The organism is uncultured Maricaulis sp. (assembly GCF_963976135.1).
Taxonomy (GTDB): Bacteria; Pseudomonadota; Alphaproteobacteria; order Caulobacterales; family Maricaulaceae; genus Maricaulis.
Map to the genome: position 1 here is coordinate 1 of NZ_CAXBKN010000042.1, position 24,250 is coordinate 24,250.

Here is a 24,250-nt window from a genome sequence, read left to right on the forward strand (position 1 = left end):
ATCGCGCTGGTCTCCCCGTGCGGCCGAACCGCCAGGACAATGCCGCTATCAGACCATTCCATCGCAGGTCTCGATCACGGCGAGCCTAGGCATCGAAATCAAGCCCGACATCGGAGAAGTGGGAGCGGCGCGCCATCCAGCGGGGATCGACCTTCACATTGATGAAGAGATGGACGCGGCAGCCGAGCATTTCCTCGAGCTCGCGCCGGGCCGCCTCGCCGATCGCCTTGACGGCGGAGCCATGCTTGCCGAGCACGATGGGTTTCTGGCTGTCGCGTTCGATGATGATGGATTGCTCGACCCTCACCGACCCGTCGCGCAGCTTCCTCCAGCTCTCGGTTTCGACCATGGAGGAATAGGGCAATTCCTCATGCAGGCGCAGATAGAGTTTCTCGCGGGTGATCTCGGCGGCCAGCAGGCGCTGCGGCAGATCGGCGATCTGGTCTTCGGGATAATGCCAGACGCCTTCCGGCATCAGCGTCGCCAGATGGGCTTTCAGCAGCGGCACGCCGAAACCCTTCTTGGCGGAAATCATGAAAACATCAGAGTAAATACCTGTATCGTAAAGCTCTTTCGACATCGCCAGCAAATGATCGCTGTCGATGGTATCGATCTTGTTGAGCACCAGCGTTGCCTGGCGGCCGGCCAGTTTGAGGCCTTCCATGACACGGTCATCATCATCGACCATCAGCCGATCGCCGGGCTTGCCCTGGCCCTGCTCGATGCGATCGCGGGCACCGACATCGATGACGTGAACGACGCAATCGGCATCATCGGCACCGCTCCAGGCGGCGCGGACCATGGCCTTGTCGAGCCGGTTTTTCGGCGCGAAGACGCCGGGCGTGTCAACGAGACAGATCTGTGTCTTGTCCTCGATCGCCACGCCGCGCACGGCGAAGCGTGTCGTCTGCACCTTGTGCGTGACGATGGAAATCTTGGCGCCGACGAGCGCATTGACCAGGGTCGATTTGCCGGCATTGGGGGATCCGATCACGGCGGCAAAGCCAAATCGGGTTTCTGCTTCAGCCGACATCATGGCCCTCTCTGTTCAACAGTGCTTCAGCGGCGGCCCGTTCAGCCGTCTGCTTGGTTCCGCCCTCACCGATAGCCGGTTCAAGCGGTGAAATTGTGACCTGGACGGTAAAGACCGGGCGGTGATCGGGGCCGGAGCGGCCGGTGAGCTGGTAGCGCGGCGCGGCATGGCCGACCTTGGCGGCCCATTCCTGCAACATGGATTTGGCGTCGCGCGGCTTCTGCTTCAAGGCCTCGAGCTTGTCGGACCAGTGGGCGTCGTAGAAGGCCTGCACACAAGGCCGGCCGCCATCGAGATAGAGCGCCGCCATCAGCGCCTCGCAGGCATCGCCCAGGATAGAGGTCTTGGCGCGGCCGCCGCTCTTCTCCTCCGAGCGCCCCATGCGCAGGGCCGAGCCGAGATCGATCGCGCGCGCCACCTCGGCACAGGTCTCCTTGCGCACCAGCGCATTGAGGCGCGGCGCCAGGGCGCCTTCAGCCGCGGTATCGAAGGCCTGGTATAGCGCTTCAGCCGTCATCATGCCGAGCACGCGGTCACCGAGGAATTCCAGCCGTTCATAGCTGCGAAAACCCGGGCGGCCATCGCCAAAGCTGGAATGGGTCAGCGCCCGCTCGATCAGCTTTCTGTCCTTGAAGACATAGCCGATGCGGGATTCGAGATCAGCGGTCGGATCAATCATGGGCCGACACGATCAGGCGCGCCTCGATCACCACGAAGGCCTGGGCATAGGGATGATCATCGGTGATGGTGATATGGGCATGCGCTTCCATTCCCTCCGGCGTCAGCGCGATCAGGCGTTCCAGCGCGCGGCCGGTGAAGGCCAGCGTCGGCTTGCCGCCGGGCAGATTGATGACGCCGATTTCCTTCCACGACACGCCGCGCGAAATCCCGGTGCCGAGCGCCTTGGCGCCGGCCTCCTTGGCGGCAAAGCGCTTGGCATAGCTGGCCGCCCGCATGCGGCGGCCTTCCGATTTGACCTGCTCCACCTCGGTGAAGACACGCTGCACGAAACGATCACCAAAACGCTCGAGCGAACGCTCGATACGGCGGATATCCATCAGGTCTGAGCCGAGGCCAAGGATCATATCGACGGATCCGCCCCGTCCCGCGCCTCGGCGATCAGGCCGCGCATCGTCGTCACCGCTTCGCGCAGGCCGCGGAAAATCGCCTCGCCGATCAGGAAATGACCGATATTGAGCTCCATCAGCTCGCGGATTGCGGCAATCGGTTTCACCGTCTCATAGGTCAGGCCGTGCCCGGCATGCACTTCCAGGCCGCGGCGGAAGGCTTCCGAGGCGCCGACCTTGAGCAATTCGAGATGGCCGGCGACGGCTTCATTGTCGCCGCGCGCGAAGGCATCGCAATAGGCGCCGGTATGGAGTTCGACGACGCTGGCGCCCATCGCCTCGGCGACGGCGATCTGGACCGGGTCGGCCTCGATGAAGAGCGAGACGCGGATGCCGGCTTCGTCGAGCTGACGCACATAAGGCGCGAGATGATTATGGCCGGCGGCGATATCGAGCCCGCCCTCGGTGGTGCGTTCCTCGCGCTTCTCCGGCACCAGACAGACCGCATGCGGTCTGTGGCGCAGGGCGATGTCGAGCATTTCCGGCGTCGCCGCCATTTCCAGGTTCAGCGGCAAATCGATCTCGGCCATCAGCCGGTCGATATCCTTGTCGGTGATATGGCGGCGATCCTCGCGCAGATGCGCGGTGATGCCGTCAGCGCCGCTCTCGGCGGCCTGGCGGGCCGCGCGCACCGGATCGGGATGCTCACCGCCGCGCGCATTCCGGATGGTGGCGACATGGTCGATATTGACGCCGAGGCGCAGCATCAGGCCAGACCCCGGCTACCGGGCTTGATCGCGGGGATGGCGGCCAGTTCCGGCGGCAGCTGGTCGGCGGGATAGGCGGGCACCTTGTATTGCGTCAGCGCGATCAGCGGCACGCCGACATCGGCCTCGCCGCCGGAGCGATCGACCAGGCAGGCCTCGGCAATCACCGTCGCGCCGGTCGCCTGGATCGCCTCGATGCATTCGCGCGAAGACAGGCCGGTGCTGACGATATCCTCGACCACCAGGACGCGATCCTGCGGCCCGAGCTCGAAGCCGCGGCGCAGGGTAAATTCGCCATTCTCGCGCTCGACATAAAGCGCCTTCAGCCCCATCTGCCGCGCCGTCTCATAGCCGGGGACGATGCCGCCAACGGCAGGCGAGACGATGACCGTCGGTTGTTCGGGAAGCTCCGCCCTCAGCTTGTCCGCCAGGGCGCGGCAAAGTCGCTCCGTGCGCGCGGGATCGGCAAAGACTTTCGCCTTTTGCAGGAAGACCGCGCTGCGCAGGCCGGAGGAGAGGATAAAATGCCCCTCAAGCAGAGCGCCGGCGGCGCGGAATTCATCGAGCACTTCGTCGCGTGTCATTCGTCTTGGTCTCCGGGCTCGGCCCGCATCCGCTCCGCCGAGACCACGGATGAACACATCCGGATGGCAGCGAGCACATTGGCCAGGTGACGGGTGTCAATCACTTCGATGTCGAATTCCATCTCGAAGAAATCGGCGGCCCGCTTATAGGTTTTCACATTGGCGATATTGGCGCGATTCTCGCCGACGGTTTTGGCAATCTCGGCCAGGGCGCCAGGCTCATTGTGCATGACCGCCTTGATCCGCGCCATCGAAACGGCGTTGGCACCGGCCTCGTCGGTCCAGACCAGGTCGAGCCATTGATCCATCTCGCCCTCTTCAAACTGGGCCAGACGTTCGCAATCGATAGTGTGGATTTCGATGCCGCGTTCGGGCACGAGCAGGCCGACAATCCGATCGCCCGGCAGCGGCGAACAGCATTCCGCGAAATGCAGGGTCACGCCCGGAGTCAAGCCGCGGCCACGCACATAGAGGCGCGCCTTCTCATCCTCGATCAGATCGCGCTCGACCGCCTCGCCGCGATCATCGAGCCGGCCCGGGAAGACGGCATTGAGCAGACCGGTCGAAGTGATGCGGCCGCGCCCGAGCGCTTCATACAGGCCTTCGACATCCTTCAATTCCAGCCGGCTGATCGCCTCGGTCAGGTCTTTCTCGACCAGGGCCCGGTTTTCGCGGCGGAAGGCATGCTCGGCCATGATCTTGCCGATACGGCAGAATTCCTCGCGCTCGGATTCGCGGATCAGGCGGCGGATCGCGGCGCGGGCGCGGCCGGTGATGGCAAGGTTTTCCCAGCCCTGCGGTGGCTGGCGAACGCCGCCTTTGACGATCTGGACGACATCGCCATTGTGCAGCTCGGTGCGCAGCGGCCGCTCGCGTCCATTGACCTTGGCCGCGACCGTGGTGTGACCAAGCTCGGTATGGACAGCATAGGCGAAATCGAGCGGGGTCGCGCCTGACGGCAGCGCGATCAGATCGCCCTTCGGCGTGAAGCAATAGACCTGGTCGGCGAACATTTCGAGCTTGGCGTGCTCGAGGAATTCATCGGGGTCGCCGCCCTGGTTGAGAATTTCGACGAAGGGCCGCAAGCGCTCCAGCGGGTCGCCGCCGGCGGCCTGGGCCGCGGCCGGGTCGTAGCGATAGGTGCTGTCCTTGTAGCGCCAGTGCGCCGCGACGCCGCTTTCCGCCACCGCTTCCATCGCCTCGGTGCGGATCTGCAATTCGATACGCACGCTATTGGGCCCGACGACGGTCGTGTGGAGCGAGCGGTAATTATTCGGCTTGGGCACGGAGATGAAATCGCGAAACCGTTCCGGCACGCTGCGCCAGGCCTGGTGGATGACGCCGAGCGCCCGGTAGCAATCATCGGGTTTGTCGACGATGACCCGAAAGGCATAGATGTCGGCGATATCGTCAAAGGTCAGACCCTTGCGCTCCAGCTTGCGCCAGATCGAATAGGGCCGCTTCTGGCGCCCGAAGACACGCGCCTCGATCCCGACCGCGGCCAGCTTGTCGGTGATCGCGGCGGAGACGACGGAGACTTCCTGCGAATGCTGGTCGCGCAGCAATTGCAGCCGCCGCGTGATCGATTCATGGGCGGCCGGATTGATATGTTTGAAGGCCAGGTCTTCCAGCTCGACACAGACCCGGTTAATCCCGATCCGGCGCGCCAGCGGTGCGTAGATATCCAGCGTCTCGCGGGCGATACGTTCGCGCTTTTCCGGCCGCGGTATGGCGCCGAGCGTGCGCATATTGTGCAGGCGGTCGCAGAGCTTGACGATCAGGACGCGGACATCGGAGGAGATGGCCACGACGAGTTTCTGGAGGTTTTCGGCCTGTTTGGTGCGTTTGGAGCGCAGCTCCATCTGGCCCAGCTTGGTGACGCCATCGACCAGGCTGGCCACTTCACCGCCGAACAGCGTGTCCAGATCGGCCAGGGTGGCGGGCGTATCCTCGACTGTATCGTGCAGCAGGCCGGTGCAGACGGTGGCGACGTCCATCCGCAGCTCGGTCAGGATGATCGCCACGGCCGCGACATGGCCGAAATAGGGCTCGCCCGACTGGCGGCGTTGCGGCCGGTGGGCTTCTTCGGCGAAATCATAGGCCCGCCGGACATAGTCTGCATCGACGGTCGGAAAATACTTCCGTATCCGCTCGATCAGCTCGTCCGCGCTCGGGATGGCGGGCGGCGGCGAAACCGGATCAGATGAGATCGCCCCGGCAGTCAAGGCGCGCTAGAGGCGGCCGTCAGGCGCGCCGTCCCGATCATTCTGAAGCGCTTTGAGCATTTCCGATTCGTCGAGTTCGACAGGCGGAGCCGGCAGGGCTTCGAATTCCTGGCGGCCTTCGGCCTTGCGGGCCTCTTCCTCGTCTTCGCTCGGCAGAACCCGCTGCAAGCCATTGATAAGGCTCTCACGAAGAACGTCGAGATCGAGGGTCTCATCAGCGATTTCGCGCAGGGAGACGACAGGGTTTTTGTCGTTGTCGCGCTCAATTGTCAGCGCGGAACCGGCGGAAATATTCCGTGCACGGTGCGCCGCCAGGAGAACCAGGCGAAAACGGTTAGGGATCTTATCGATGCAATCTTCGACGGTGACGCGGGCCATACGCGCGATCTCCTTGAACAAGCGCTGCAGTTTGAACCGCGTGTCCTATCGGTACTGCCCCGGTCTGGCAAGGGCCAGGCGCGTTCAGCGCAGTATGGTGTGCAGCTTGCGGGTCGCCGTCACATCCGCCGGCGGCAGGGCGGTGATCAGATCGGCAATCGCGCGCCCGGTTTCCGGCTGGCGCCAGTGTGGCGCAATCTCCGCCAGCGGCAGCATGACAAAGGCCCGCCCCGCCATCCGCGGGTGCGGCACTTCCAGGCCGGCCTCGTCGCTGTGCGGCCCGCCACGAAAATCGAGCAGATCCAGATCGAGCACGCGCGACTCCCAACGGATGTGACGCACCCGGCCAAACTCGGCCTCGATTTCGTGCAGCAAGTCGAGCAAGGCCCGCGGCGCCAGATCCGTTTCGACCTCCGCCACCGCATTGACATAGGCCGGCGCCGACGGATCGGGCCAGGCCGGGCTGTGCCAGTCGGATGAACGGGTCACGACCGTGATGCCACGCGCCGAAAGGGCGTCGAGCGCCAGCGCCAGTGTCCGGGCCGGGCTGCGTCCTGCCGATGGCAGATTGGCCCCAAGCGCGATATAAATCGGCGATGTTTTCATTGTTTCATTCATGCATGTCTCAGAGGATATTTATCCAATGACCTTTTATCCCGATGAGCGCATCGGCATTTTCATCGATGGCGCCAATCTGTTCGCGACCACCAAGGCGCTTGGCTTCGATATCGATTTCAAGCGCCTCCTTACGGAATTCCGCAAGCGCGGCCGGCTGATCCGGGCCAATTACTACACCGCCCTGCTTGAGCATGAGGAATATAATCCACTGCGCCCGCTGGTCGATTGGCTCGACTATAACGGCTTCCACGTTGTCACCAAGCCGGCCAAGGAGTTCACCGACGCCGACGGCAATCGCCGCGTGAAGGGGGATATGGATCTCGAGCTCGCCGTCGACATGATCGATGCCGCCGATTATCTCCAGCACATCATCCTGTTTACCGGCGATGGCGATTTCTGCCCCGCCATCGCGGCGGCGCGCCGCCGCGGCGTGCGCGTCAGCGTCGTCTCCTCGATGAAGACCAAACCGCCGATGATCGCCACCGAACTGCGCCGCCAGGCCGATGATTTCATCGAATTGCTCGATCTCCAGCCCCTGATCGGCCGACCGGATAACCGGGTGGATGACACGATATGAGCCTCCAGCCCGAACCGCCGAAAAATTGCCCGCTCTGCCCGCGCCTGGTCGAGTTCCGTCAGCGCAATACCGCCCTCTTCCCCGACTGGCATAACGGCCCGGTCGGCTCGTTCGGACCGGAGGATGCGCGCCTGCTGATTGTCGGACTGGCACCGGGCCTGCGCGGCGCCAATCGCACCGGGCGCCCCTTCACCGGGGACTGGGCCGGCGATCTTCTGTTCGCCACCCTGGCCAAGCATGGTTTCAGCCGGGGCACATACGGGCTGGATGCCGATGACGGACTGACGCTCGAGGATGTAATGATCACAAATGCGGTGCGTTGCGTGCCGCCGGAGAACAAGCCGGTCGGCACCGAGGCCAATGCCTGCCGCCCCTTCCTGGTTGACCGCATCGCCTCCCTGCCCCGCCTCAGCGCGATTCTGGCCCTCGGCAAGATCGCCCATGACAACACGCTGCGCGCGCTCGGCCACCGCCTCGTCAGCGCCCCCTTTGGCCATGGCGCAGCGAGCGATGTCGAGGCACCGCGAGGCGCGGTACGGCTGTTCAGCAGCTATCATTGCTCGCGCTACAACACCAATACCGGCCGCCTGACCGAGCCGATGTTCAGCGCCGTTTTCACCGATATCCGCGAATATCTGGGCGCCTGATCGCAAAACCAGTCAGCTGTGGAAAACATGGTTAACGACATGACACCATGCACTTCCCGATAAGTGCCGCCCCCGTCAGCCCGCCAGACTGGTGTTTTCAGCCAGCCGCTCCAGCGCCTGGTCGAACATACGGGCTGCCCGTTCGAACTTGTCACGGCAGGCTGGATTGCAGAAGCCGACGACCGCGCCGCGATAATGCGTCAGGCTGCCGTCCCGCACCGCCTCGCCCGACCAGGGGCAGAACGCATTTATGACATGTTTCAGTTCTAGCGTTTGCATTCTGGTGCACTCCTTGACGCGTGTGGCAGATGCCTCTGGCTATTCGCTTTCAGTAATGGCACAAATGACAACATGCCGACTTTTTCTGCCAATACGCCCCTGATCGAACGTCACATCGCCTTCTTCATCTTCGAAGAGGTGAAACTGCTCGATGCGACCGGCCCGCTCCAGGTGTTTGCCGATGCCAATGAGGTGCTGGGCTATGACGCCTATATTACCACCCTGGCCTCGCATCATGGCGGACCGGTCAAGACCGATACCGGCATATTGCTCAATACGCGCCGCGTCGCCGGCGTTGGCCTCGACGAGACCGACACACTGATCGTGTGCGGCGGCGACGGCGTCTACACTGCCAGCCGCGACAATCGCCTCGTCGCCTCCGTGCTGCGCGCGACCGAGCGATGCGGCCGCATTGCCTCTACCTGTACCGGCGCTTTCCTGCTCGGCGCCGCCGGCCTGCTCGACGGCCGCCGCGCCGTCACCCATTGGCGCCGCTGCGACCAGCTGGCCGAAACCTGCCCGAAGGCGGAAATCGACCCCGACCCGATCTATATCGAGGATGATGGCGTGTGGACCTCGGCCGGCGTCACGGCCGGTATTGATCTGGCGCTGGCCATGGTGGAGGCCGATCACGGGCGCGAGGCGGCCCTTGAGCTCGCACGCAATCTGCTGGTCTATATCAAACGCCCGGGCGGCCAGTCCCAGTTCAGCGAAGCGCTCAAGGAACAGACCCGGTCGGCAAGCGGCAAGTTTGACGCCCTGCACTTCTGGATGCGCGATAATCTCACCGCAGATTTGCGGATCGAGGCCCTCGCCGAACGTTCCGGGATGAGCGCGCGCAATTTTGCCCGCCTCTATATCCGCGAAACCGGTCACACGCCGGCGCGCGCGGTCGAACAATTCCGCGTCGATGCGGCGCGGGTGATGCTGGAAGACGTCAAATTGAGCATAAAGACGATCGCGACGGCGTGCGGCTTTGGGAATGATGAACGCATGCGCCGCAGTTTTGCCCGCCTGATGGGGGTCACGCCGCAGGCTTACCGCGATCGGTTTGCGGCAGCGGACGAATAGACCGGCAGTAGCCTAGCCGTGATCCTTCATCAGCCGTGACTTCTGCTTGTTCCACTCGCGATCCTTGATCGTCTGGCGCTTGTCGACATTGCGCTTGCCCTTGGCCAGGCCGATCTGGAGCTTGGCGATACCGCGATCATTGAAATAAAGCTTCAGGGCAATAATCGTGCGCCCGTCGCGCGTCACGGCACCGATCAAGCGGCTGATTTCCTTCTTCTTCAGCAGAAGCTTACGGTGGCGCCGCGGGTCGTGGTTGAAACGGTTGGCCGGCGCGTATTGCGGGATATCGGCATTGATCAGCCACAGGCCCTCGCGCTCGGGGCTGACATAGCTCTCCGCGATATTGGCGCGGCCTTCACGCAGCGATTTGACCTCCGAGCCCATCAGCATCAAGCCGGCCTCGAAGGTTTCCTCGATCTCGTAATCATAGCGCGCGCGGCGATTGAGCGCGACGGGGCGCGTATCGGGCTTGCTCATGACTGATCCAGCAATCCGGCGATCACCATCGCCTTGCGCACCGCCAGTTTCGAAGCTTCATCGGGCTCGGTCAGTGGCAGGCGCATCTCCAGCCCGGTCACCCCGAGCAGATGCATGGCATATTTGGTCGGTCCCGGGCTGGCGGAGGAGAAGAGCGCATGATGCAGCGGCGTCAGCCGGTCATTGAGCTGACGGGCGGTGTGCCAATCGCCGGCCAGGGTCGCGTCCTGGAATTGCGCGCACAGTTCAGGCGCCACATTTGAGGTCACGGAAATCATGCCGGTCCCGCCACAGGCATTGAAGCCGAGCGCGCTCGGATCATCGCCGGAGAGCTGGATGAAGCCCTCACCGATCAGACGGCGATGACCGGAGACCCGTGACATGTCGCTGCTCGCATCCTTGATCCCGAGGACATGGGTCAGGCCGGCAATGCGCGCCACGGTCGAGACATCGATATCGATCACTGTCCGCCCCGGCACATTATAGACAATGATGGGCAGATCGACCGCGTCATTGATCGCCTGATAGTGCTGAAACAGGCCTTCAGGATTGGGTTTGTTGTAATATGGCGCAACCACCAGTCCCGCATCGGCACCAAGTGCCTTGGCGCGGGCCTGGTTCTGGATCGCTACGCTGGTCGAGTTCGAACCGGTTCCGGCGATCACCGGAACACGGCCGGCGGCGGTCTTCACCACGAGTTCGACCACACGCATATGCTCCTCGAAGCTCAGCGTCGCGGATTCGCCTGTCGTGCCGCAGGGAACCAGGCCATGACTGCCGGCCGCAATCTGGCGTTCACACAGTGCGATTACATTGTCCTCGTCCACGGCACCATTCTTGAACGGTGTGACGAGCGCGGTGATGGAGCCCTTGAACATGTTTTGGTCCCGAAATCCGGATTGCAAGCCGGCGACCATAAAGGTGGCGCCGCGTGCGGCCAAGCCTTCTCAACAAGACTGGACAGTGAGGGCCAATCAGGGGGATGATGAAGGCGTTCAGCCATCAGGATCCGAGTTAGCATCCATGATCACGCGTTGTTTTTCAGCGTTACTGCTTCCAGCCCTGCTGTCGCTGGGTCTGGCCCTGCCCGCTCAGGCACAGACCCCGACCCCGCGGATGCGGCCGGAGCCCCATAATTACTCTTCCTATCTCAGCGACGGCGATTTCGCGCTGTTCCGCCAGGGACTGGACGCAGCTGATGACGAGGACTGGGAACAGGTCGCCGATATCCGCCTGCGTCTCAGCGACACGGCAGCGCGCAGCGTGCTGTTATGGCGCACTGTGTTGAGCGATCCACGCGTCAGCTTCCTTGAACTCAATCTCGCCCTCGACGAACTCGACAACTGGCCGCGCGACAGTTTCATCCGCTCCGAGGCCGAAGCCAAGATCACCGATTCCGGACTCAGCGCGCCCTTCATCATCGCCTGGTTCGAGGAGCACCCGCCCGCGACGGGACGCGGCAAGCTCGCCTACGGCGAAGCCCTGCTGGCCGATGGCCGGACTGAGGAGGGCGAGAGCCTGCTGCGCGAGACCTGGCGCAGCGAATACCTCCCGCTGACTGCCCAGAGCGAGCTCTACCGCAATCATGCCTCCTTCCTGACCGCTGATGATCACCAGGCCCGGATCGATTATCTGATCTGGTCCAATCAGACGACCGCGGCCCGGCGCGTCCTGCCACTGATGCAGGGTACCGATCGCGACCTCGCCGATGCCCGCCTGCGCCTGGCCGGACGTCAGAGCGGCGTCGAACGTGCCGTCAACCGCATCCCGGTCAGCCTGCAGAGTGATCCCGGCCTGACCTATGAACGCGCCCGCTGGCGCCGTCGCGCAGGCATGACCGACACCGTGCTGCCGCTATTGCTGCAATTGCCCGACGCCCACGCCAATCCCAGTGCGCTGGGCCTGATGTGGACCGAGCGCAAGCTGATGATCCTGAACCTGATCCGCGATCAGGACTTCGTCACCGCCTATCAGCTGGCGCGTGCCAACGGCATGGATTCAGGCGCCGATTTTGCCGATGCGGAATTCATCGCCGGCTGGCTCGCCCTGGTGCATCTCAACGAGCCGGACCAGGCGATGGAGCATTTCACGCATCTGCGCGACAATGTCGGCACCCCGGTCTCGCTCTCGCGCGCCGCCTACTGGATGGCCCGCGCCGCCGATGATGCCGGCAATCCTGAACTCGCCGCCACCTATTATGCCGAGGCCGGTGTCCACTCGACCGCCTATTACGGTCAGCTTGCCCTGGCCCAGCTCTCCGACGCCCCCGACGCCTTTGCGCTGGAACGCGAGCCGGAGCCGAGCGAGGCACAGCGGGTTGCCTTTGAATCACGTCCGGAAATCCGCGCCATGCGCCTGCTCGCCGAACAGGGCGAGGAGTATTATTTCCGCCTCTTCATGTACCGGCTCGACGATCAGATCACCGATCCGGTCGACGGCGTTCTGCTGGCCAATCTGGCAAATGAATACCTGCAGATGCGCCAGGCCGTGCGCGCCGCCAAGCAGGCGCGGCTCAACGGCATCATCCTGCCGCAGAGCGCCTATCCAACCATCAGCCTGCCGCAAACCAGCGGTGGGCGGCCGGAGGACGCGCTGGTGCATTCGGTGATCCGCCAGGAAACCGAATTCGCCCAGGACGCCGTCAGCGGTGCCGGCGCACGCGGCATGATGCAGATGATGCCCGCCACCGCCCAGGCGACGGCGCGCTCAATGGGCGCGCCATATCGGTTCAACTGGCTGACCGATGACCGCGATTACAATCTCACCCTGGGCATGCACCATCTCGAGGAGGTCGTCGATCAGTATGACGGCTCCTATATCCTCGCCCTGGTCGCCTATAATGCCGGGCCGCACCGCGCCAATCGCTGGATCGAGAATTACGGCGACCCACGCGATCCCGATATCGATCCGATCGACTGGGTCGAGAGCATCCCCTTCTCGGAAACCCGCAATTACGTGATGCGCGTGCTGGAAAATGTGCAGGTCTATCGCACCCGCCTGATCGATGATGCGCCGACCGCGCTGATGATCGAACATGATTTGCGGCGGGGAGCGGTGGCGACTGTGCCGGAATAGGCGGAGTTTCTCACCCCAGTTCCAGCGCCCGCGCAAACATCGCCCGGTCGACATTGCCGCCCGTGGCCAGCACGCAGACCGTCTTGCCGGCGATATCCAGCTTGCCGGACAGCACCGCGGCCAGGGCGACGACCGCGCCCGGCTCGATCACGATCTTGAGGTGGCGCCAGGCCAGGGCCATGGCCTGAAGCACTTCGTCATCGCTGACAGCGACGCCGCCGCTGAGCTGATGGCTGTTCAATTGCCAGGTCAGCTCGCCGGGCGTCGGCGTGATGATGGCGTCGCAGATCGAGCCGGTCAGGCGATCATTGGCGACGCGGTGGCCGGCGGCGAGCGAGCGTTTATGATCGTCGAAACCCTCCGGCTCGGCGGCCCAGACCTGCGCGTCCGGATGGGCGTGCTTGACCGCCAGCCCGGTGCCGGCGATCAGCCCGCCGCCACCGGCGGGGGCCGAGACGATATCAGGCGCCAAGCCCAGTGCGGCCATTTGCTCGACCAGTTCCAGCCCCGCCGTGCCCTGCCCGGCAATGATGAAACGATCCTCATAGGGCGGCACCAGTATGCGCCCCTCCTCGGCAGCGATGCGGGCGCCGATCGCCTCGCGCGATTCGCTGGCACGGTCATAGGTCACCACCTTGCCGCCCCAGAAGCGCACGCCCTCGACCTTGGCCGCCGGCGCATCAGTCGGCATCAAGATCGTCGCATGCGTGCCCACCAGGCGCGCCGCCGCAGCGACGCCCTGGGCATGATTGCCGGAACTGTAGGCGATGACACCGCGCTGCTTCTCGGCGTCGCTCAGCCGGGAAATCCGGTTATAGGCGCCGCGAAACTTGAACGAGCCGGTGCGCTGCAGGCATTCGGCCTTAACAAACAGCCGCGCGCCGAGCCGGTCGTCGAGCCAGTCATTGCGCAAAAGCGGCGTGCGCACCGCGTGACCGGTCAATCGCTGCGCGGCATCAAGAATGTCGCTATGGCCAGGCAGGTCGAAAACCGGTGATGACATCGCGCAAACACTCCAGACCTGGCCGCGAACGGCCGCCAAACACGTGCGAAACGCATAGGCAATTCAGCTCTGCCGCGCAAAGGGATTGCGCGGCGGCGCGGGAAGCCTTTTGATAAGAAAAAAAACAGCACCGCGAAATTGGTTGATATCAAGGGGAGACATGATGACCTTGCGCGCACATATGATGGAACGTCCGTTGATGATTTCGGACATTCTGGTCCACGCCGCCCGATGCCATGGCGACCAGGAAATCGTCACCCGCCTGCCCGAAAGCGGGCTGATTCACCGCCAGGGCTATGCCGCCACACACCAGCGCACCAAACAGCTGGCGCATGCGCTGCAGAAGAAGCTGAAAGTCCGCGAGGGCGACCGCATTGCTACCATTGCGTGGAATTCCCACCGGCATTTCGAACTCTATTACGCGATCTCCGGCATCGGCTCGGTGATCCACACCGTCAATCCGCGCCTCGACCCGAAACAGCTGATCTGGATGCTCGATCACGCCCAGTCGAAAGTCGTCTTCTTCGACAAGACCTTCGCCCCGCTGGTCGATGCCATCTCCAAACAGTGCAAATCGGTCCGCCACTGGGTGTTGATGACCGATGCCACCTACAAGGACGGCGTCGCGACCAAATGCCTGACCTATGAGGAATTGATCGCCGACCAGAGCACGGAATATGACTGGCCGATGTTCGACGAGAACACCGCCGCCGGCCTGTGCTACACCTCGGGCACGACGGGCGATCCCAAGGGCGTCCTCTACTCCCACCGCTCCAATGTGCTGCACGCCATGGCCTCCTCGGCCTCCGACGTGATCGGCGTCGGTGCCCGCGGCACGCTGCTGCCGGTGGTGCCGATGTTCCACGTCAATGCCTGGGGCATTCCCTATGCGGCACCGATGAATGGCGCCAAGCTGGTCATGCCCGGCGCCCAGATGGACGGACCCAGCATTCACGAGCTGATCGAGAGCGAAGGCGTCAATTACGTCGCCGGCGTGCCGACCGTCTGGCTTGGCCTGCTGCAATACCTGCAGAAGAGCGGCAAGCGCATCGACAGTGTCGAGCGGGTGCTGATCGGTGGCTCGGCCCTGCCAGAGGCCCTGCTGCGCGCCTATGAGGACGAATATGACGTCGTGATGCAGCAAGGCTGGGGCATGACGGAAATGAGCCCGCTGGGCACCGTCAACAACCTCCTGCCCAAGCACGACAAGCTCGACCGCGAAGCCCAGATCAAGGTCAAGCTGAAACAGGGCCGGCTCGTCTTCGGCGTCGGTATGCGTATCGTCAATGATGGCGGCGATATCCTGCCCTGGGATGGCAAGTCCTCGGGCCATGTCCAGGTCCAGGGGCCCTGGATCGCCTCCTCCTATTATCGCGGCGCCGGGGCGGAAAGCTTCACCGATGATGGCTGGTTCAAGACCGGCGATGTCGCCTATCTCGACGGCGATGGCTTCATGACCATCACCGACCGGTCCAAGGACGTGATCAAGACCGGTGGCGAATGGATCTCCTCGATCGATCTGGAAAACGCCGCCATGGGCCATCCCTCCGTCGCACTGGCAGCCGCTTTCGGCATGCCGCACCCGAAATGGCAGGAACGCCCGCTGCTGGTGGTCCAGCTCAATGAGGGTTTCGAGCCCGATGCCGACTCGATCATCGAATACCTGCGCGGCGAGGTACCCAAATGGTGGCTGCCCGATGCGGTGGAATTCATCGAGCACATGCCGATCGGTGCCACGGGGAAAATTCTCAAGACAAAGCTGCGCGAGATTTATGCCGGCTATGAATTTCCCCCTGTCGACAGCTAGGCCGGAACCAAATCTTTCCAGCGTCACAGCCCCGGCCATCAGGCCGGGGCTGTTTCGTATCGGGCTAGAGGTTCTGGCCGCCGGAGAGTTCAATGCGCTGCCCGGTCATCCAGCCGAAATCACCCAGCAACAGGCTGGCGACAGCGCCGCCGATATCATCGGGAAGCCCGGCGCGGCCGAGCGCGGTGGCTGAAGCAATCCCGGCATTCACGGCCGGATTATCGCGCACCAGACCGCCCCCGAAATCAGTCTCGATTGCCCCCGGCGCAATGGTGTTCACGCGGATCCCGCGCGGGCCCAGTTCCAGCGCCAGGTAGCGCGTCAGCACCTCGACCGCGCCCTTCATCGCCGCATAGGCGCCGAAGCCGGGCAGTGTGAAGCGTGTCAGGCCGGTGGAGAGATTGAGGATATGGCCACCATCGCGGATCAGGCCAAGCAGGGACCGGGTGAGGAAGAAGACGCCCTTGAGGTGGATGGCCATCAACAGGTCAAACTCGGCCTCGCTGGTCTCGGCCAAGGGTTTGTGAAGGCCGATGCCGGCATTATTGACGAGGACATCGATCCCGGTACCGTTCCAATGCGTCTCCAGCGCCTCGTGCAGCCTCTCGACAAAACCGGCAAGCCCGGCGGTCGCGCCGACATCCAGCTGCAGCGCAACGGCGCGGCGTCCGAGGGATACGATCTCGGCGACAACAGCCTCGGCCGCCTGCCGGCCGCTTTGATAGGTCAGGATGATATCGGCGCCCTTGCCGGCCAGATGCAGCGCCATGCTGCGGCCGAGACCGCGGCTGCCGCCGGTGATCAGGACAATCGGATGGGTTGGGTCAGACATGTTCAGCTCCTTGTGATCGCCCCCTGACCTAATCGCCCGACCGCGTGGCCGCCTGCCCCATCCTCCGGAAAACCTGCCCAATCCTCGCCGATGCGGACCCTTGGCTTGCCGCAATCGAGCAGCCGGACTAGGACAGCGAGCAGGGAGTTTCGCCATGGTGCAGCTTGACAGTCTCAAACGTGAAATGGCGGACTACGCCAATGCCTGTGGCTTTGATGACGCGCCACAGCCGACCCATGTGCCAGGGCTCTCGCTGGTGCGGAGCCGGATCTCGACCGAGTTCACGGCCATCGACTACCAGCCGATCTTTTGCCTGGTCCTCCAGGGTAGCAAGCAGACCCGGATCGGCGAACGCCTGCACCGCTTCGGTGCGCTGCAAAGCTTCATCGTCAGCCTCGACCTGCCGGCAACGGCCTGCGTCGTCGCGGCGACGCCGCAATCGCCCTATCTCGCCCTGGCGCTCGATCTGGATATCACCTTGTTGCGCGATCTGGCATCAGGACTGAAAGAGCTCGACACCATGGACAATAGCGCGCCGGACACGGCGCTGGTCATGGGCGATGCCGATCCGGCGCTGATCGATGCCATGGCCCGCCTGTTCGCGCTGCGGGAGAATCCGATGGATATCGACGTGCTCGCACCACTGGTGATCCGCGAGATCCACTATCGCCTCCTGCTCGGCGATCAGGGTTCGGCCCTGCGGGCGCTGGTGCAGCCCGATGGGCATGCCAGCCGGATTGCGCGCGCCATCGCCCGGATCCGGCGCGATTACGCGGCCCCGCTGACGGTCGCGGCGCTGGCCCGCGAGGCCGGGATGAGCGTCTCGGCCTTTCACGACCATTTCCGCGTGCTCACCGGTACAACCCCCTTGCAATATCAAAAGGCCCTGCGCCTGATGGAGGCCCGCCGCCGCCTGCAGGCCGCTGCCGGCAGCGTCACCGCGATCGCCTACGAGGTCGGCTATGAAAGCCCAACCCAGTTCAGCCGCGAATACCGGCGCAAATTCGGGCAATCGCCCCGCAGCGACCGAAGCATGACCGCATGACCGCATGACCACTGCCCGCCGGAAGGGCGGGACCGGCCGGCGCAAAATCCCCCCTCCTGCCTCCTTGCACACCGGTTCGGATCGGCCTAACTTCATATCGAAAGTCGATAAGGACAAACGATATGGAGTATCACCTGATGGGCCCCGAAGGCGCGATTGCATTTCTGATCATCGGCTTCATGCCGACTCTGATCGCCCTGCTGCGCGGCCACGACAACAGCTTCGCTATCTTCCTGACCAACCTGCTGCTGGGCTGGACCGGGATTGGCTGGCTGGTCGCCCTGATCTGGAGCTTCACCGCCATCCGCCGGCGCGTGCGGGACTAGAGACCGCTCCTCCCCCTCTTGCGATCTCGCACGAAACGCGCACTTACCCCCAGATGTCACGCCCGGGCCCCTCACAGTCCGGGCGTGACTCTATCCAGTGGTCAGATACCGGCATGCCTTTGCGGTGGAACTCTCTGGAAATGCAACTCAATTAGCCGTTCGACGAAATAACACTTGCCATCAATTCGACGTTTCGCTAACTATCTATCCGGAATACACGACGCGAAACTGGAGCCCATCATGCAAACCGTCCTACGATATCTCAGCGCCCTCACCCTCATCGCCTGCCTCTGCCTTCCCGCTCACGCCGATGATAACCTGACCGGTGAATGGCTGGGCGAGCTGACCACCCCGAATGGCGAGCTTCGCCTCCTGATCGCCGTGAGCGCGACCCAGGACGGTGATTTCACCGCCACGCTCGAAAGCCTCGACCAGGCACCGGGGCAATTGATACCGGTCACCGCCATCACCCTGTCCGGCAGTGAAATGGCCTTCGAAATCGCCGCACTGGGGGCCAATTATCGCGGCCAATGGAATGGCGAGACCCGCAGCTATGACGGCGTGTTCAACCAGGGCATGGCCTTGCCGTTGAGCTTTGCCCGACCGGACGCAGCCGCAGATGCGGCCGCGATGATCGAAGGCATGGATGGCGTCTGGCACGGCATGCTCCAGCGTGACGACACACTGCTCGAGCTCGAGCTCAATATCGAGACAACGCCGGCCGGCACGCAAATCACCCTCGATTCCATCAGCCAGGCTGCCTACGGCATTCCCGTCACCGGCCTCACCCGCGACGCGAATTCGGTGCAATTCCGCGTTCCGGCCGCAAATGTCGTCTATCAGGGCCGGCTGAATGCCGGCGGCGACGCCATGAGCGGTGCCTGGCAGCGGCCCGGATTTGACGATGCCGACGTGACCTTCACCCGTATCGCCGCCGAGGTGGCCGCCCCCGTCCGGCCACAGACACCGGTCGCGCCCTTCCCCTATCGCGAGGAAAGCGTCCGCTTCGACAATCCGGCTGCCGAGGATGTCTGGCTGGCCGGCACTTTGACCCTGCCAGCAGGCGATGGCCCCTTCCCGGCCGCCATCCTGATTTCCGGTTCCGGCCCCCAGGACCGCGATGAGACCGTCTGGACCCATCGCCCCTTCGCCGTTCTGGCCGATCATCTGACACGTCAGGGCATTGCCGTCCTGCGCTATGATGATCGCGGCTATGGCGAATCCACCGGCGATTTTGCCTCGGGCACCTCCATGGATTTCGCGACCGATGCCGAAGCGGCGCTGGACTGGCTCCAGACCCGGCCGGAAATCGACACCGCATCGATCGGGCTGATCGGCCATAGTGAAGGCGGGCTCATCGCGCCGGTGATTGCCGCACGCAATCCCTCGGTCGCCTATATCGTCCTGCTCGCGGGGCCTGGCACGACGGGGCAGCAAGTCCTCATCGACCAGTCGATCGCCAATGCCCGTGCGGGTGGCCGCAGCGAGGCCAATCTGGCCGCCTTGCAGACCCTGATCACTGAAATCATGGATGTGCTCCGCGCCGCGCCCGATGAAGCGAGTGCGCGCCAGGCGCTCGACGACCGGCTCACCGCCGATGCGCTGGCCCTGCTGGGCGCTACGCCGGATCAGAAGTCCATGCTCATCAATCAGAATGTGCGCGCCTGGAACCGTGTGTTCCTGCGCTTCGACCCTGCGCCTCATCTCGCGGGCGTCGAACAGCCCGTTCTGGCGCTCAATGGCTCGCTGGATATCCAGGTCCTGCCCGGGCCCAATCTCGCCGGGCTGCGCGCCGGACTGGCCGGCAATCATGATGCCACGGTCCTGGAACTGGAGGGGCTCAACCACATGTTCCAGACGGCCCAAACCGGCACGGTTCCGGAATACGCGCAAATTGAAGAGACCTTCAATCCCGCCGCGCTCGAACTGATCAGCAACTGGATCGCCGAGCGTTTCGCACCCTGAAACACTGAGGGCCTGCGCGGCAAACGCAGGCCCTCACCCGTTGTGTCGGAGCCAAAGGGTCAGAGCCAGCTGGAAATCTCGCCGACGCTCTTCTTGATCAACGCATGTTCCGGCACCGTCGCGTCTTCGGCCGGATAGCCGGCGACGATCAGCATGAAGGGTTTTTCGTCGGCCGGGCGCTCGCAAATCTCGGTGAGGAATTTCATTGGATTGGGCGTGTGTGTCAGCGTCACGAGGCCGGCCTCGTGCAAAGCGGCGAGCATGAAGCCGCAGGCGATGCCGACGCTCTCATTGATGTAGTAATTCTTCTTCGACTGGCCGATTTTCTCGCCGCCGCGCTTTTGCGCGAAGACGGCAATCAGCACCGGTGCGGTTTCCAGAAACGGCTTGGCCGAGTCCGTGCCCAATGGCGCCAGCGCCTCGAGCCATTCCTCGCCGCCCTTGCCTTCGTAAAAGGCGCGCTCTTCCTTTTCCGCCGCCTCGCGCAGGGCCTTGCGCCGGGCCGGATCCTGGATCACCACGAAATGCCAGGGCTGGTGATTGGCGCCCGAGGGCGCGGTGCCAGCGGCATCGATGGCGTGTTCAACGATTTTGGGATCAACCGGCCGGTCGGCGAAATCGCGCACGGTGCGGCGGCGCTTGAGATGTTTGGCGAAAGCGGCCGCGCGGCTGAGCATTTCCGCCGGACCGTATTCGACATAATCGGTCAGCGGCACGCGTTTGGGTTCACTCGGATGGACTTCGCCCGGGCGCTTGTCGGTCATGACTGGGTCCAATCGAGAATTACCTTGCCCGACTTGCCCGAGCGCATGGCGTCAAACCCCTTCTGAAACTCGTCCGCGGCATAGCGATGGGTGATGACGCGGCTGACATCGAGCCCGCTCTCGAGCATGGCGATCATCTTGTACCAGGTCTCGAACATTTCGCGGCCATAGACGCCTTTCAGCGTGATCGCCTTGAGCACCAGCGAGCCGAAATCCACCGGGATCGGCTTGGACGGCAAGCCGAGCATCGCGATCTTGCCACCCATCACCATGGCATCGAGCATGGAGCCGATGGCGCTCGGCGCACCGGACATTTCCAGCCCGACATCAAAGCCCTCGCTCATGCCGAGCTCGGCCATCACGTCTTTCAGGCTGGTCTCGGCGACATTGACGGTATGAACGCGCGGCACGACCTGGCTGGCCAGGTGCAGGCGGTGGGTATTGATATCGGTCAGCACGACATGGCGGGCGCCGACATGGCGCGCGATCGCAGCCGCCATAATGCCGATCGGGCCGGCGCCGGTGACCAGCACATCCTCGCCGATCATGTCGAATTGCAGCGCCGTGTGGACCGCATTGCCGAGCGGATCGAGAATTGCGCCGAGCTCGTCGGAGACCTCTTCGGGCAGTTTGACGACATTGAAGGCCGGCAGGGCGAGATATTCGGCAAAGGCGCCGGGAATATTGACGCCGACGCCTTGTGTATCGGGGTCGAGATGGAAACGGCCGGCGCGTGCCGCGCGCGACAAGGTGCCGACGACATGGCCTTCGCCGGAGACGCGCTGGCCGATCTCGACGCGCTTCACATTGGCGCCCTTGTCGACGATTTCGCCAGCATATTCATGCCCGACCACCATCGGGGTCGGCACATTCTTGGCGGCCCAGTCATCCCAGTTGTAGATGTGGATATCGGTGCCACAGATCGCCGTCTTGTGGATCTTGATCAGGACATCGTCCGGGCCGATTTTCGGCATCGGCACATCCTGCATCCAGATGCCTTCTTCCGGCTTTGCCTTGACCAGCGCTTTCATCACGACTCCCTCGACATTGTGGTGCTATCCCGCGCTCGGTTTTGACGGCGCGGATTTGCCGCGAAGATACATCAGTGCCGCCAGAGGGAAAGTGAGCATGAAGGGAATGAGCAGCGCGGCCATGATTTCGGCGACCTGTCCGTTCGATCCGCTGATCCAGGTTACGGCAATCGCCAGCGCGGCGACGGCGCCGGGAATGGCCAGCAGGCGGCGTTTATCCTGCCACATCAAAACACTGAACAGCGCCGCATAGAGGCCGATCAGCCCCCATTTGATCCAGGTATGCCCGTGCAGCGCCGCCAGCAGGCGGGCGCGGGGCTCATCGCCGGCCGAGAGCTCGGCCAATAGCCGTCCGATCACCCGGTTCTCGGCCCAGTCAGCGCCGATTGCGACCAGCGCCACCGCCAGCGCCGCCCAGGCCAGCCAGCGCCCCGGACGCCGCAGCCCGAGCGCGAGGAAAAACATCGCCGCCATGCCGGCATAGGCGAGCGGGAAGAAACGGTCGAGCGACTGGGTATGAACGAGAAAAGCGCGCAGGGCCGCCGCGCCCTCGCCCTGGACAAAGGCGAGCTCGTCAGCGGAACGTGCAAATTCCAGCGCCAGGATCGGGGTCACAAACCCGTCCGCCATCGGGGCCGCACCCGGTTCCGGCGGCGCGCCGAACAGGATCGGGAAGACCAGCGTCGCGATAGCGCCGGCAATTGCCGCGATAAAGGCCAGATTCGAAATACGCATACCCGTTTATCCCCGCCCGTTTTTGGTCGCCGGATCAGGCCGCAGCCCATGCGCAAGGTCAAGGGCGGCGGTGTTCGGGCCGATGCGACGGATCGCCCCGCTCGTCGGGCGCATCAACTTGTCCCCACCCCCACGGCGCGGACCTATACTGTGTCCACGTTCGGAACGCGGCGGTGCACAGTCTCGAACCGGACGGGTGGCGCTGGAAGCGCAAGGGTCGACGGGCCGGCGCTCTTCCTTAATTGGCTTCACCGGGTTGTGGACGGTCCGCCAGGACAAGAAACACTTCAAGACCCAGACTACCCCCGGCGGATCGTCCGCAATGCCCCTGCGCGGGGAGCCGAGTCTTGCCGCGACACCGCCCCGGGAGAACCGATGTCCCAGCCCCTCGCGCTAATCCACCAGCCGCCGCACCACCTCATCGCCAATCGCCAGGGACGAGGTCAGCCCCGGGCTTTCAATCCCGAACAGGGCGATCAGGCCGGCAAGCCCATGCGCCTCGGCGCCATCGATGCGAAAATCGGTCTGCAACTCGCCCGGCCCGTGCAGTTTGGGGCGGATACCGGCATAATCGGGCACCAGGGCGCCGTCCTTCAGGCCGGGCCAGAAGCGGCGGATCGTGTCGTAAAACGCATCGGCCCGCGCCGGATCGACCGAGTAGTCGGGCGCATCGACGAAATCGAGATCGGGCCCGAAGCGCGCCTGGCCACCGAGATCGCGGCGGTAATGCGTGCCCAGCGCGCCGGGGATCGGCAGCGGATAGACCAGCCGCCCGAACGGGGCCTTGCCGGCACAGGTGAAATACACGCCCTTGCCGTAATGCAGGCGCGGGATCTGCCCGGCCGGGAAGGTCTCGACACTTGCGGCGGCGGCTTGCGCGCCAAGACCGGCGGCGATCACGAGATAACGCGTCGTCACTTCGGTCGCCGCATCGCCGCCGGTGCGCACCAGGAAGCCGCCGCCCTCAAGCGGCGTTGCACCGGCAAACGGCGTATTGACCACGACCGCCCCGCCCAGGGCCGAGATCTCGCCCGCCATATTGCCCATATAGCCATGCGCATCCATCACGCCGCTATCGGGCGAGAGGATGGCGGCGGTGGCGTTCAGTTCCGGCTCCAGCGCCCGCGCCTGTTCGCCGCTCAGCCTTTGCAGACCCTCGACGCCATTCTCCCCGGCCTGGCGAAAGATCGCTTCCAGCCGCGCCGCCTCATGCGGCTCGGTCGCGACAACCAGCTTGCCGCAGCGCTCGTGGGCGATGTGATACTTGTCGAGATAGGCATAGAGCAATTGCCGCCCGAGCACGCACAGCCGCGCCTTCAGCGAGCCGGTCGGGTAATAGAGCCCGGCATGGATGACTTCCGAATTGCGCGAGGAAATCCCCTGCCCGATCGCGCCTTGCGCCTCGAGCACCAGGGTTTCATGGCCGCGCAGGGCAAAGGCACGGCCCGTCGCCAGACCAACGGCGCCAGCCCCGATCACGATCGCATCTGTCTCGAATGCCATGCGCATCACTCCGCCGCCAACCCTGCATCCCCGAGCGAGCGGACGGTGTCAACACCAGGCCGTGCGCCCTCACCCCTTGGCGAGGCCCGCCAGCAGGGCCGGCGGCATCACCGTCTCGATATTGAGCTGGCCCTTGAGACCGGCCTCGCGATGCACCGCGATCTCCCGCCAGGCCGGCGACATTGACATGCGCAGAAGCGAGCCGCGATCGGGATACATGATGATCGCGACCTCATCCCACAGCTCCTCGACCTGGCCGAGGGCGAGAAAGCTCGTATTGCCGACAAAGACCAGCTTGCCGCCAAACTCCGGCAGGATTTTCATGATCGCCTTGCCGTAGATCTCATACGCCTCACGCCCGGTGAGCCCGGTTTCGCGCCCGTCGGCATAGTCCGCCCGGTCCTTGAATTTCAGCAGATTGACCATGAAAACCGGCCCGGC

Annotated in this window: 26 protein-coding genes; 8 read left to right on the plus strand and 18 right to left on the minus strand. The window is 63.9% G+C overall.

The window, feature by feature from the left end:
- Window positions 1–85 precede the first annotated feature (85 nt).
- The 8 genes from era to folK all read right to left on the minus strand — a co-directional run bounded on the left by era (window position 86) and on the right by folK (window position 6,660).
- Window positions 86–1,036, minus strand: coding sequence for a GTPase Era (gene era, locus AAC023_RS07430; protein ID WP_339739709.1), 951 nt, complete (start codon window positions 1,034–1,036; stop codon window positions 86–88).
- Entirely contained in the window at window positions 1,023–1,712 is a 690-nt protein-coding gene (gene rnc / locus AAC023_RS07435; protein ID WP_339739711.1) for a ribonuclease III, read from the minus strand. The genes era and rnc overlap by 14 nt, the downstream gene beginning before the upstream one ends.
- Window positions 1,705–2,118: a holo-ACP synthase gene (acpS, locus tag AAC023_RS07440; RefSeq protein WP_339739713.1), complete on the minus strand. Its 414-nt coding sequence runs from the start codon at window positions 2,116–2,118 to the stop codon at window positions 1,705–1,707. The genes rnc and acpS overlap by 8 nt, the downstream gene beginning before the upstream one ends.
- Window positions 2,115–2,867: a pyridoxine 5'-phosphate synthase gene (locus AAC023_RS07445; protein WP_339739715.1), complete on the minus strand. Its 753-nt coding sequence runs from the start codon at window positions 2,865–2,867 to the stop codon at window positions 2,115–2,117. Before AAC023_RS07445 ends, acpS begins: the two co-directional genes overlap by 4 nt.
- Complete coding sequence (pyrE, locus tag AAC023_RS07450; RefSeq protein WP_339739717.1) at window positions 2,867–3,451, minus strand: orotate phosphoribosyltransferase; 585 nt, start codon at window positions 3,449–3,451, stop codon at window positions 2,867–2,869. Before pyrE ends, AAC023_RS07445 begins: the two co-directional genes overlap by 1 nt.
- Window positions 3,448–5,676, minus strand: a complete 2,229-nt coding sequence (locus AAC023_RS07455) for a bifunctional (p)ppGpp synthetase/guanosine-3',5'-bis(diphosphate) 3'-pyrophosphohydrolase (protein WP_339739719.1) — start codon at window positions 5,674–5,676, stop codon at window positions 3,448–3,450. Before AAC023_RS07455 ends, pyrE begins: the two co-directional genes overlap by 4 nt.
- A gap of 6 nt (window positions 5,677–5,682) precedes the next feature.
- On the minus strand, window positions 5,683–6,054 hold the full coding sequence (rpoZ, locus tag AAC023_RS07460) for a DNA-directed RNA polymerase subunit omega (protein ID WP_339739721.1): 372 nt from the start codon (window positions 6,052–6,054) through the stop codon (window positions 5,683–5,685).
- A gap of 84 nt (window positions 6,055–6,138) precedes the next feature.
- Window positions 6,139–6,660 carry a 2-amino-4-hydroxy-6-hydroxymethyldihydropteridine diphosphokinase gene (gene folK / locus AAC023_RS07465; protein WP_339739723.1) on the minus strand — a complete coding sequence of 174 codons (522 nt, stop codon included), beginning with the start codon at window positions 6,658–6,660 and terminating at the stop codon, window positions 6,139–6,141.
- A gap of 37 nt (window positions 6,661–6,697) precedes the next feature.
- On the opposite strand from folK, the gene AAC023_RS07470 reads away from it, so the two are divergent.
- Both AAC023_RS07470 and AAC023_RS07475 read left to right on the plus strand, forming a co-directional pair.
- Window positions 6,698–7,249 (plus strand): NYN domain-containing protein, encoded by a 552-nt coding sequence (locus AAC023_RS07470; RefSeq protein ID WP_339739725.1) that lies wholly within the window; start codon window positions 6,698–6,700, stop codon window positions 7,247–7,249.
- On the plus strand, window positions 7,246–7,896 hold the full coding sequence (locus AAC023_RS07475) for a uracil-DNA glycosylase (RefSeq protein WP_339739727.1): 651 nt from the start codon (window positions 7,246–7,248) through the stop codon (window positions 7,894–7,896). The genes AAC023_RS07470 and AAC023_RS07475 overlap by 4 nt, the downstream gene beginning before the upstream one ends.
- A gap of 75 nt (window positions 7,897–7,971) precedes the next feature.
- Here the strand turns inward: AAC023_RS07475 and AAC023_RS07480 are convergent, their stop codons facing one another.
- Window positions 7,972–8,175: a glutathione S-transferase gene (locus AAC023_RS07480; RefSeq protein ID WP_339739729.1), complete on the minus strand. Its 204-nt coding sequence runs from the start codon at window positions 8,173–8,175 to the stop codon at window positions 7,972–7,974.
- Between the two features lie 72 nt (window positions 8,176–8,247).
- Here AAC023_RS07480 and AAC023_RS07485 point away from each other — a divergent pair, with 72 nt between their 5' ends.
- On the plus strand, window positions 8,248–9,246 hold the full coding sequence (locus AAC023_RS07485; protein WP_339739731.1) for a GlxA family transcriptional regulator: 999 nt from the start codon (window positions 8,248–8,250) through the stop codon (window positions 9,244–9,246).
- Between the two features lie 12 nt (window positions 9,247–9,258).
- Here AAC023_RS07485 and smpB read toward each other — a convergent pair whose 3' ends face one another.
- Together smpB and dapA are read right to left on the minus strand one after the other, a co-directional pair.
- Window positions 9,259–9,723 (minus strand): SsrA-binding protein SmpB, encoded by a 465-nt coding sequence (gene smpB / locus AAC023_RS07490; protein ID WP_091767493.1) that lies wholly within the window; start codon window positions 9,721–9,723, stop codon window positions 9,259–9,261.
- Window positions 9,720–10,601 (minus strand): 4-hydroxy-tetrahydrodipicolinate synthase, encoded by an 882-nt coding sequence (gene dapA, locus AAC023_RS07495; protein WP_339739735.1) that lies wholly within the window; start codon window positions 10,599–10,601, stop codon window positions 9,720–9,722. Before dapA ends, smpB begins: the two co-directional genes overlap by 4 nt.
- A 145-nt stretch (window positions 10,602–10,746) precedes the next feature.
- Between dapA and AAC023_RS07500 the strand changes: the two genes are divergently transcribed.
- A complete protein-coding gene (locus tag AAC023_RS07500; RefSeq protein ID WP_339739737.1) occupies window positions 10,747–12,798 on the plus strand; it encodes a lytic transglycosylase domain-containing protein in 2,052 nt (683 codons plus the stop codon).
- Window positions 12,799–12,808: 10 nt separating this feature from the next.
- Here AAC023_RS07500 and AAC023_RS07505 read toward each other — a convergent pair whose 3' ends face one another.
- The gene (locus AAC023_RS07505) at window positions 12,809–13,801 is read right to left on the minus strand and encodes a threonine/serine dehydratase (RefSeq protein WP_339739739.1); all 993 of its coding nucleotides are present in this window, start codon (window positions 13,799–13,801) and stop codon (window positions 12,809–12,811) included.
- Window positions 13,802–13,961: 160 nt separating this feature from the next.
- On the opposite strand from AAC023_RS07505, the gene AAC023_RS07510 reads away from it, so the two are divergent.
- Window positions 13,962–15,608, plus strand: a complete 1,647-nt coding sequence (locus tag AAC023_RS07510) for a long-chain-fatty-acid--CoA ligase (protein WP_339739741.1) — start codon at window positions 13,962–13,964, stop codon at window positions 15,606–15,608.
- Between the two features lie 64 nt (window positions 15,609–15,672).
- Here the strand turns inward: AAC023_RS07510 and AAC023_RS07515 are convergent, their stop codons facing one another.
- A complete protein-coding gene (locus AAC023_RS07515; protein WP_339739743.1) occupies window positions 15,673–16,440 on the minus strand; it encodes an SDR family oxidoreductase in 768 nt (255 codons plus the stop codon).
- A 154-nt stretch (window positions 16,441–16,594) separates the two neighbouring features.
- Here AAC023_RS07515 and AAC023_RS07520 point away from each other — a divergent pair, with 154 nt between their 5' ends.
- The 3 genes from AAC023_RS07520 to AAC023_RS07530 all read left to right on the plus strand — a co-directional run bounded on the left by AAC023_RS07520 (window position 16,595) and on the right by AAC023_RS07530 (window position 19,776).
- Window positions 16,595–17,485: an AraC family transcriptional regulator N-terminal domain-containing protein gene (locus AAC023_RS07520; RefSeq protein WP_339739745.1), complete on the plus strand. Its 891-nt coding sequence runs from the start codon at window positions 16,595–16,597 to the stop codon at window positions 17,483–17,485.
- Window positions 17,486–17,607: 122 nt separating this feature from the next.
- On the plus strand, window positions 17,608–17,811 hold the full coding sequence (locus AAC023_RS07525; RefSeq protein ID WP_339739747.1) for a superinfection immunity protein: 204 nt from the start codon (window positions 17,608–17,610) through the stop codon (window positions 17,809–17,811).
- A gap of 240 nt (window positions 17,812–18,051) precedes the next feature.
- Window positions 18,052–19,776: an alpha/beta fold hydrolase gene (locus AAC023_RS07530; RefSeq protein WP_339739749.1), complete on the plus strand. Its 1,725-nt coding sequence runs from the start codon at window positions 18,052–18,054 to the stop codon at window positions 19,774–19,776.
- A 59-nt stretch (window positions 19,777–19,835) separates the two neighbouring features.
- Here the strand turns inward: AAC023_RS07530 and AAC023_RS07535 are convergent, their stop codons facing one another.
- The 5 genes from AAC023_RS07535 to AAC023_RS07555 form a co-directional block, all read right to left on the minus strand.
- Window positions 19,836–20,540 (minus strand): nitroreductase family protein, encoded by a 705-nt coding sequence (locus AAC023_RS07535; RefSeq protein WP_339739751.1) that lies wholly within the window; start codon window positions 20,538–20,540, stop codon window positions 19,836–19,838.
- Window positions 20,537–21,571 carry an L-threonine 3-dehydrogenase gene (tdh, locus tag AAC023_RS07540; protein WP_339739753.1) on the minus strand — a complete coding sequence of 345 codons (1,035 nt, stop codon included), beginning with the start codon at window positions 21,569–21,571 and terminating at the stop codon, window positions 20,537–20,539. Before tdh ends, AAC023_RS07535 begins: the two co-directional genes overlap by 4 nt.
- Window positions 21,572–21,595: 24 nt before the next feature.
- A complete protein-coding gene (locus AAC023_RS07545) occupies window positions 21,596–22,306 on the minus strand; it encodes a hypothetical protein (RefSeq protein ID WP_339739756.1) in 711 nt (236 codons plus the stop codon).
- Window positions 22,307–22,699: 393 nt separating this feature from the next.
- Window positions 22,700–23,809 (minus strand): NAD(P)/FAD-dependent oxidoreductase, encoded by a 1,110-nt coding sequence (locus AAC023_RS07550; protein ID WP_339739758.1) that lies wholly within the window; start codon window positions 23,807–23,809, stop codon window positions 22,700–22,702.
- A gap of 69 nt (window positions 23,810–23,878) precedes the next feature.
- A partial coding sequence (locus AAC023_RS07555; RefSeq protein ID WP_339739760.1) for a DUF1330 domain-containing protein occupies window positions 23,879–24,250 on the minus strand: 372 nt, incomplete at its 5' end.

Bases quoted from the DNA above. Each gene is read 5' to 3' on its own strand.
- rnc (WP_339739711.1), bottom strand. From the start codon at position 1,712: ATGATTGATCCGACCGCTGATCTCGAATCCCGCATCGGCTATGTCTTC.
- pyrE (WP_339739717.1), bottom strand. From the start codon at position 3,451: ATGACACGCGACGAAGTGCTCGATGAATTCCGCGCCGCCGGCGCTCTG.
- rpoZ (WP_339739721.1), bottom strand. From the start codon at position 6,054: ATGGCCCGCGTCACCGTCGAAGATTGCATCGATAAGATCCCTAACCGT.
- AAC023_RS07530 (WP_339739749.1), top strand. From the start codon at position 18,052: ATGCAAACCGTCCTACGATATCTCAGCGCCCTCACCCTCATCGCCTGC.
- AAC023_RS07445 (WP_339739715.1), bottom strand. From the start codon at position 2,867: ATGCTGCGCCTCGGCGTCAATATCGACCATGTCGCCACCATCCGGAAT.
- tdh (WP_339739753.1), bottom strand. From the start codon at position 21,571: ATGAAAGCGCTGGTCAAGGCAAAGCCGGAAGAAGGCATCTGGATGCAG.
- AAC023_RS07470 (WP_339739725.1), top strand. From the start codon at position 6,698: ATGACCTTTTATCCCGATGAGCGCATCGGCATTTTCATCGATGGCGCC.
- AAC023_RS07480 (WP_339739729.1), bottom strand. From the start codon at position 8,175: ATGCAAACGCTAGAACTGAAACATGTCATAAATGCGTTCTGCCCCTGG.
- era (WP_339739709.1), bottom strand. From the start codon at position 1,036: ATGATGTCGGCTGAAGCAGAAACCCGATTTGGCTTTGCCGCCGTGATC.
- AAC023_RS07510 (WP_339739741.1), top strand. From the start codon at position 13,962: ATGATGACCTTGCGCGCACATATGATGGAACGTCCGTTGATGATTTCG.
- acpS (WP_339739713.1), bottom strand. From the start codon at position 2,118: ATGATCCTTGGCCTCGGCTCAGACCTGATGGATATCCGCCGTATCGAG.
- AAC023_RS07505 (WP_339739739.1), bottom strand. From the start codon at position 13,801: ATGTCATCACCGGTTTTCGACCTGCCTGGCCATAGCGACATTCTTGAT.
- AAC023_RS07520 (WP_339739745.1), top strand. From the start codon at position 16,595: ATGGTGCAGCTTGACAGTCTCAAACGTGAAATGGCGGACTACGCCAAT.
- dapA (WP_339739735.1), bottom strand. From the start codon at position 10,601: ATGTTCAAGGGCTCCATCACCGCGCTCGTCACACCGTTCAAGAATGGT.
- AAC023_RS07485 (WP_339739731.1), top strand. From the start codon at position 8,248: ATGCCGACTTTTTCTGCCAATACGCCCCTGATCGAACGTCACATCGCC.
- AAC023_RS07535 (WP_339739751.1), bottom strand. From the start codon at position 20,540: ATGACCGACAAGCGCCCGGGCGAAGTCCATCCGAGTGAACCCAAACGC.
- AAC023_RS07525 (WP_339739747.1), top strand. From the start codon at position 17,608: ATGGAGTATCACCTGATGGGCCCCGAAGGCGCGATTGCATTTCTGATC.
- folK (WP_339739723.1), bottom strand. From the start codon at position 6,660: ATGAAAACATCGCCGATTTATATCGCGCTTGGGGCCAATCTGCCATCG.
- AAC023_RS07545 (WP_339739756.1), bottom strand. From the start codon at position 22,306: ATGCGTATTTCGAATCTGGCCTTTATCGCGGCAATTGCCGGCGCTATC.
- AAC023_RS07515 (WP_339739743.1), bottom strand. From the start codon at position 16,440: ATGTCTGACCCAACCCATCCGATTGTCCTGATCACCGGCGGCAGCCGC.
- smpB (WP_091767493.1), bottom strand. From the start codon at position 9,723: ATGAGCAAGCCCGATACGCGCCCCGTCGCGCTCAATCGCCGCGCGCGC.
- AAC023_RS07500 (WP_339739737.1), top strand. From the start codon at position 10,747: ATGATCACGCGTTGTTTTTCAGCGTTACTGCTTCCAGCCCTGCTGTCG.
- AAC023_RS07550 (WP_339739758.1), bottom strand. From the start codon at position 23,809: ATGGCATTCGAGACAGATGCGATCGTGATCGGGGCTGGCGCCGTTGGT.
- AAC023_RS07475 (WP_339739727.1), top strand. From the start codon at position 7,246: ATGAGCCTCCAGCCCGAACCGCCGAAAAATTGCCCGCTCTGCCCGCGC.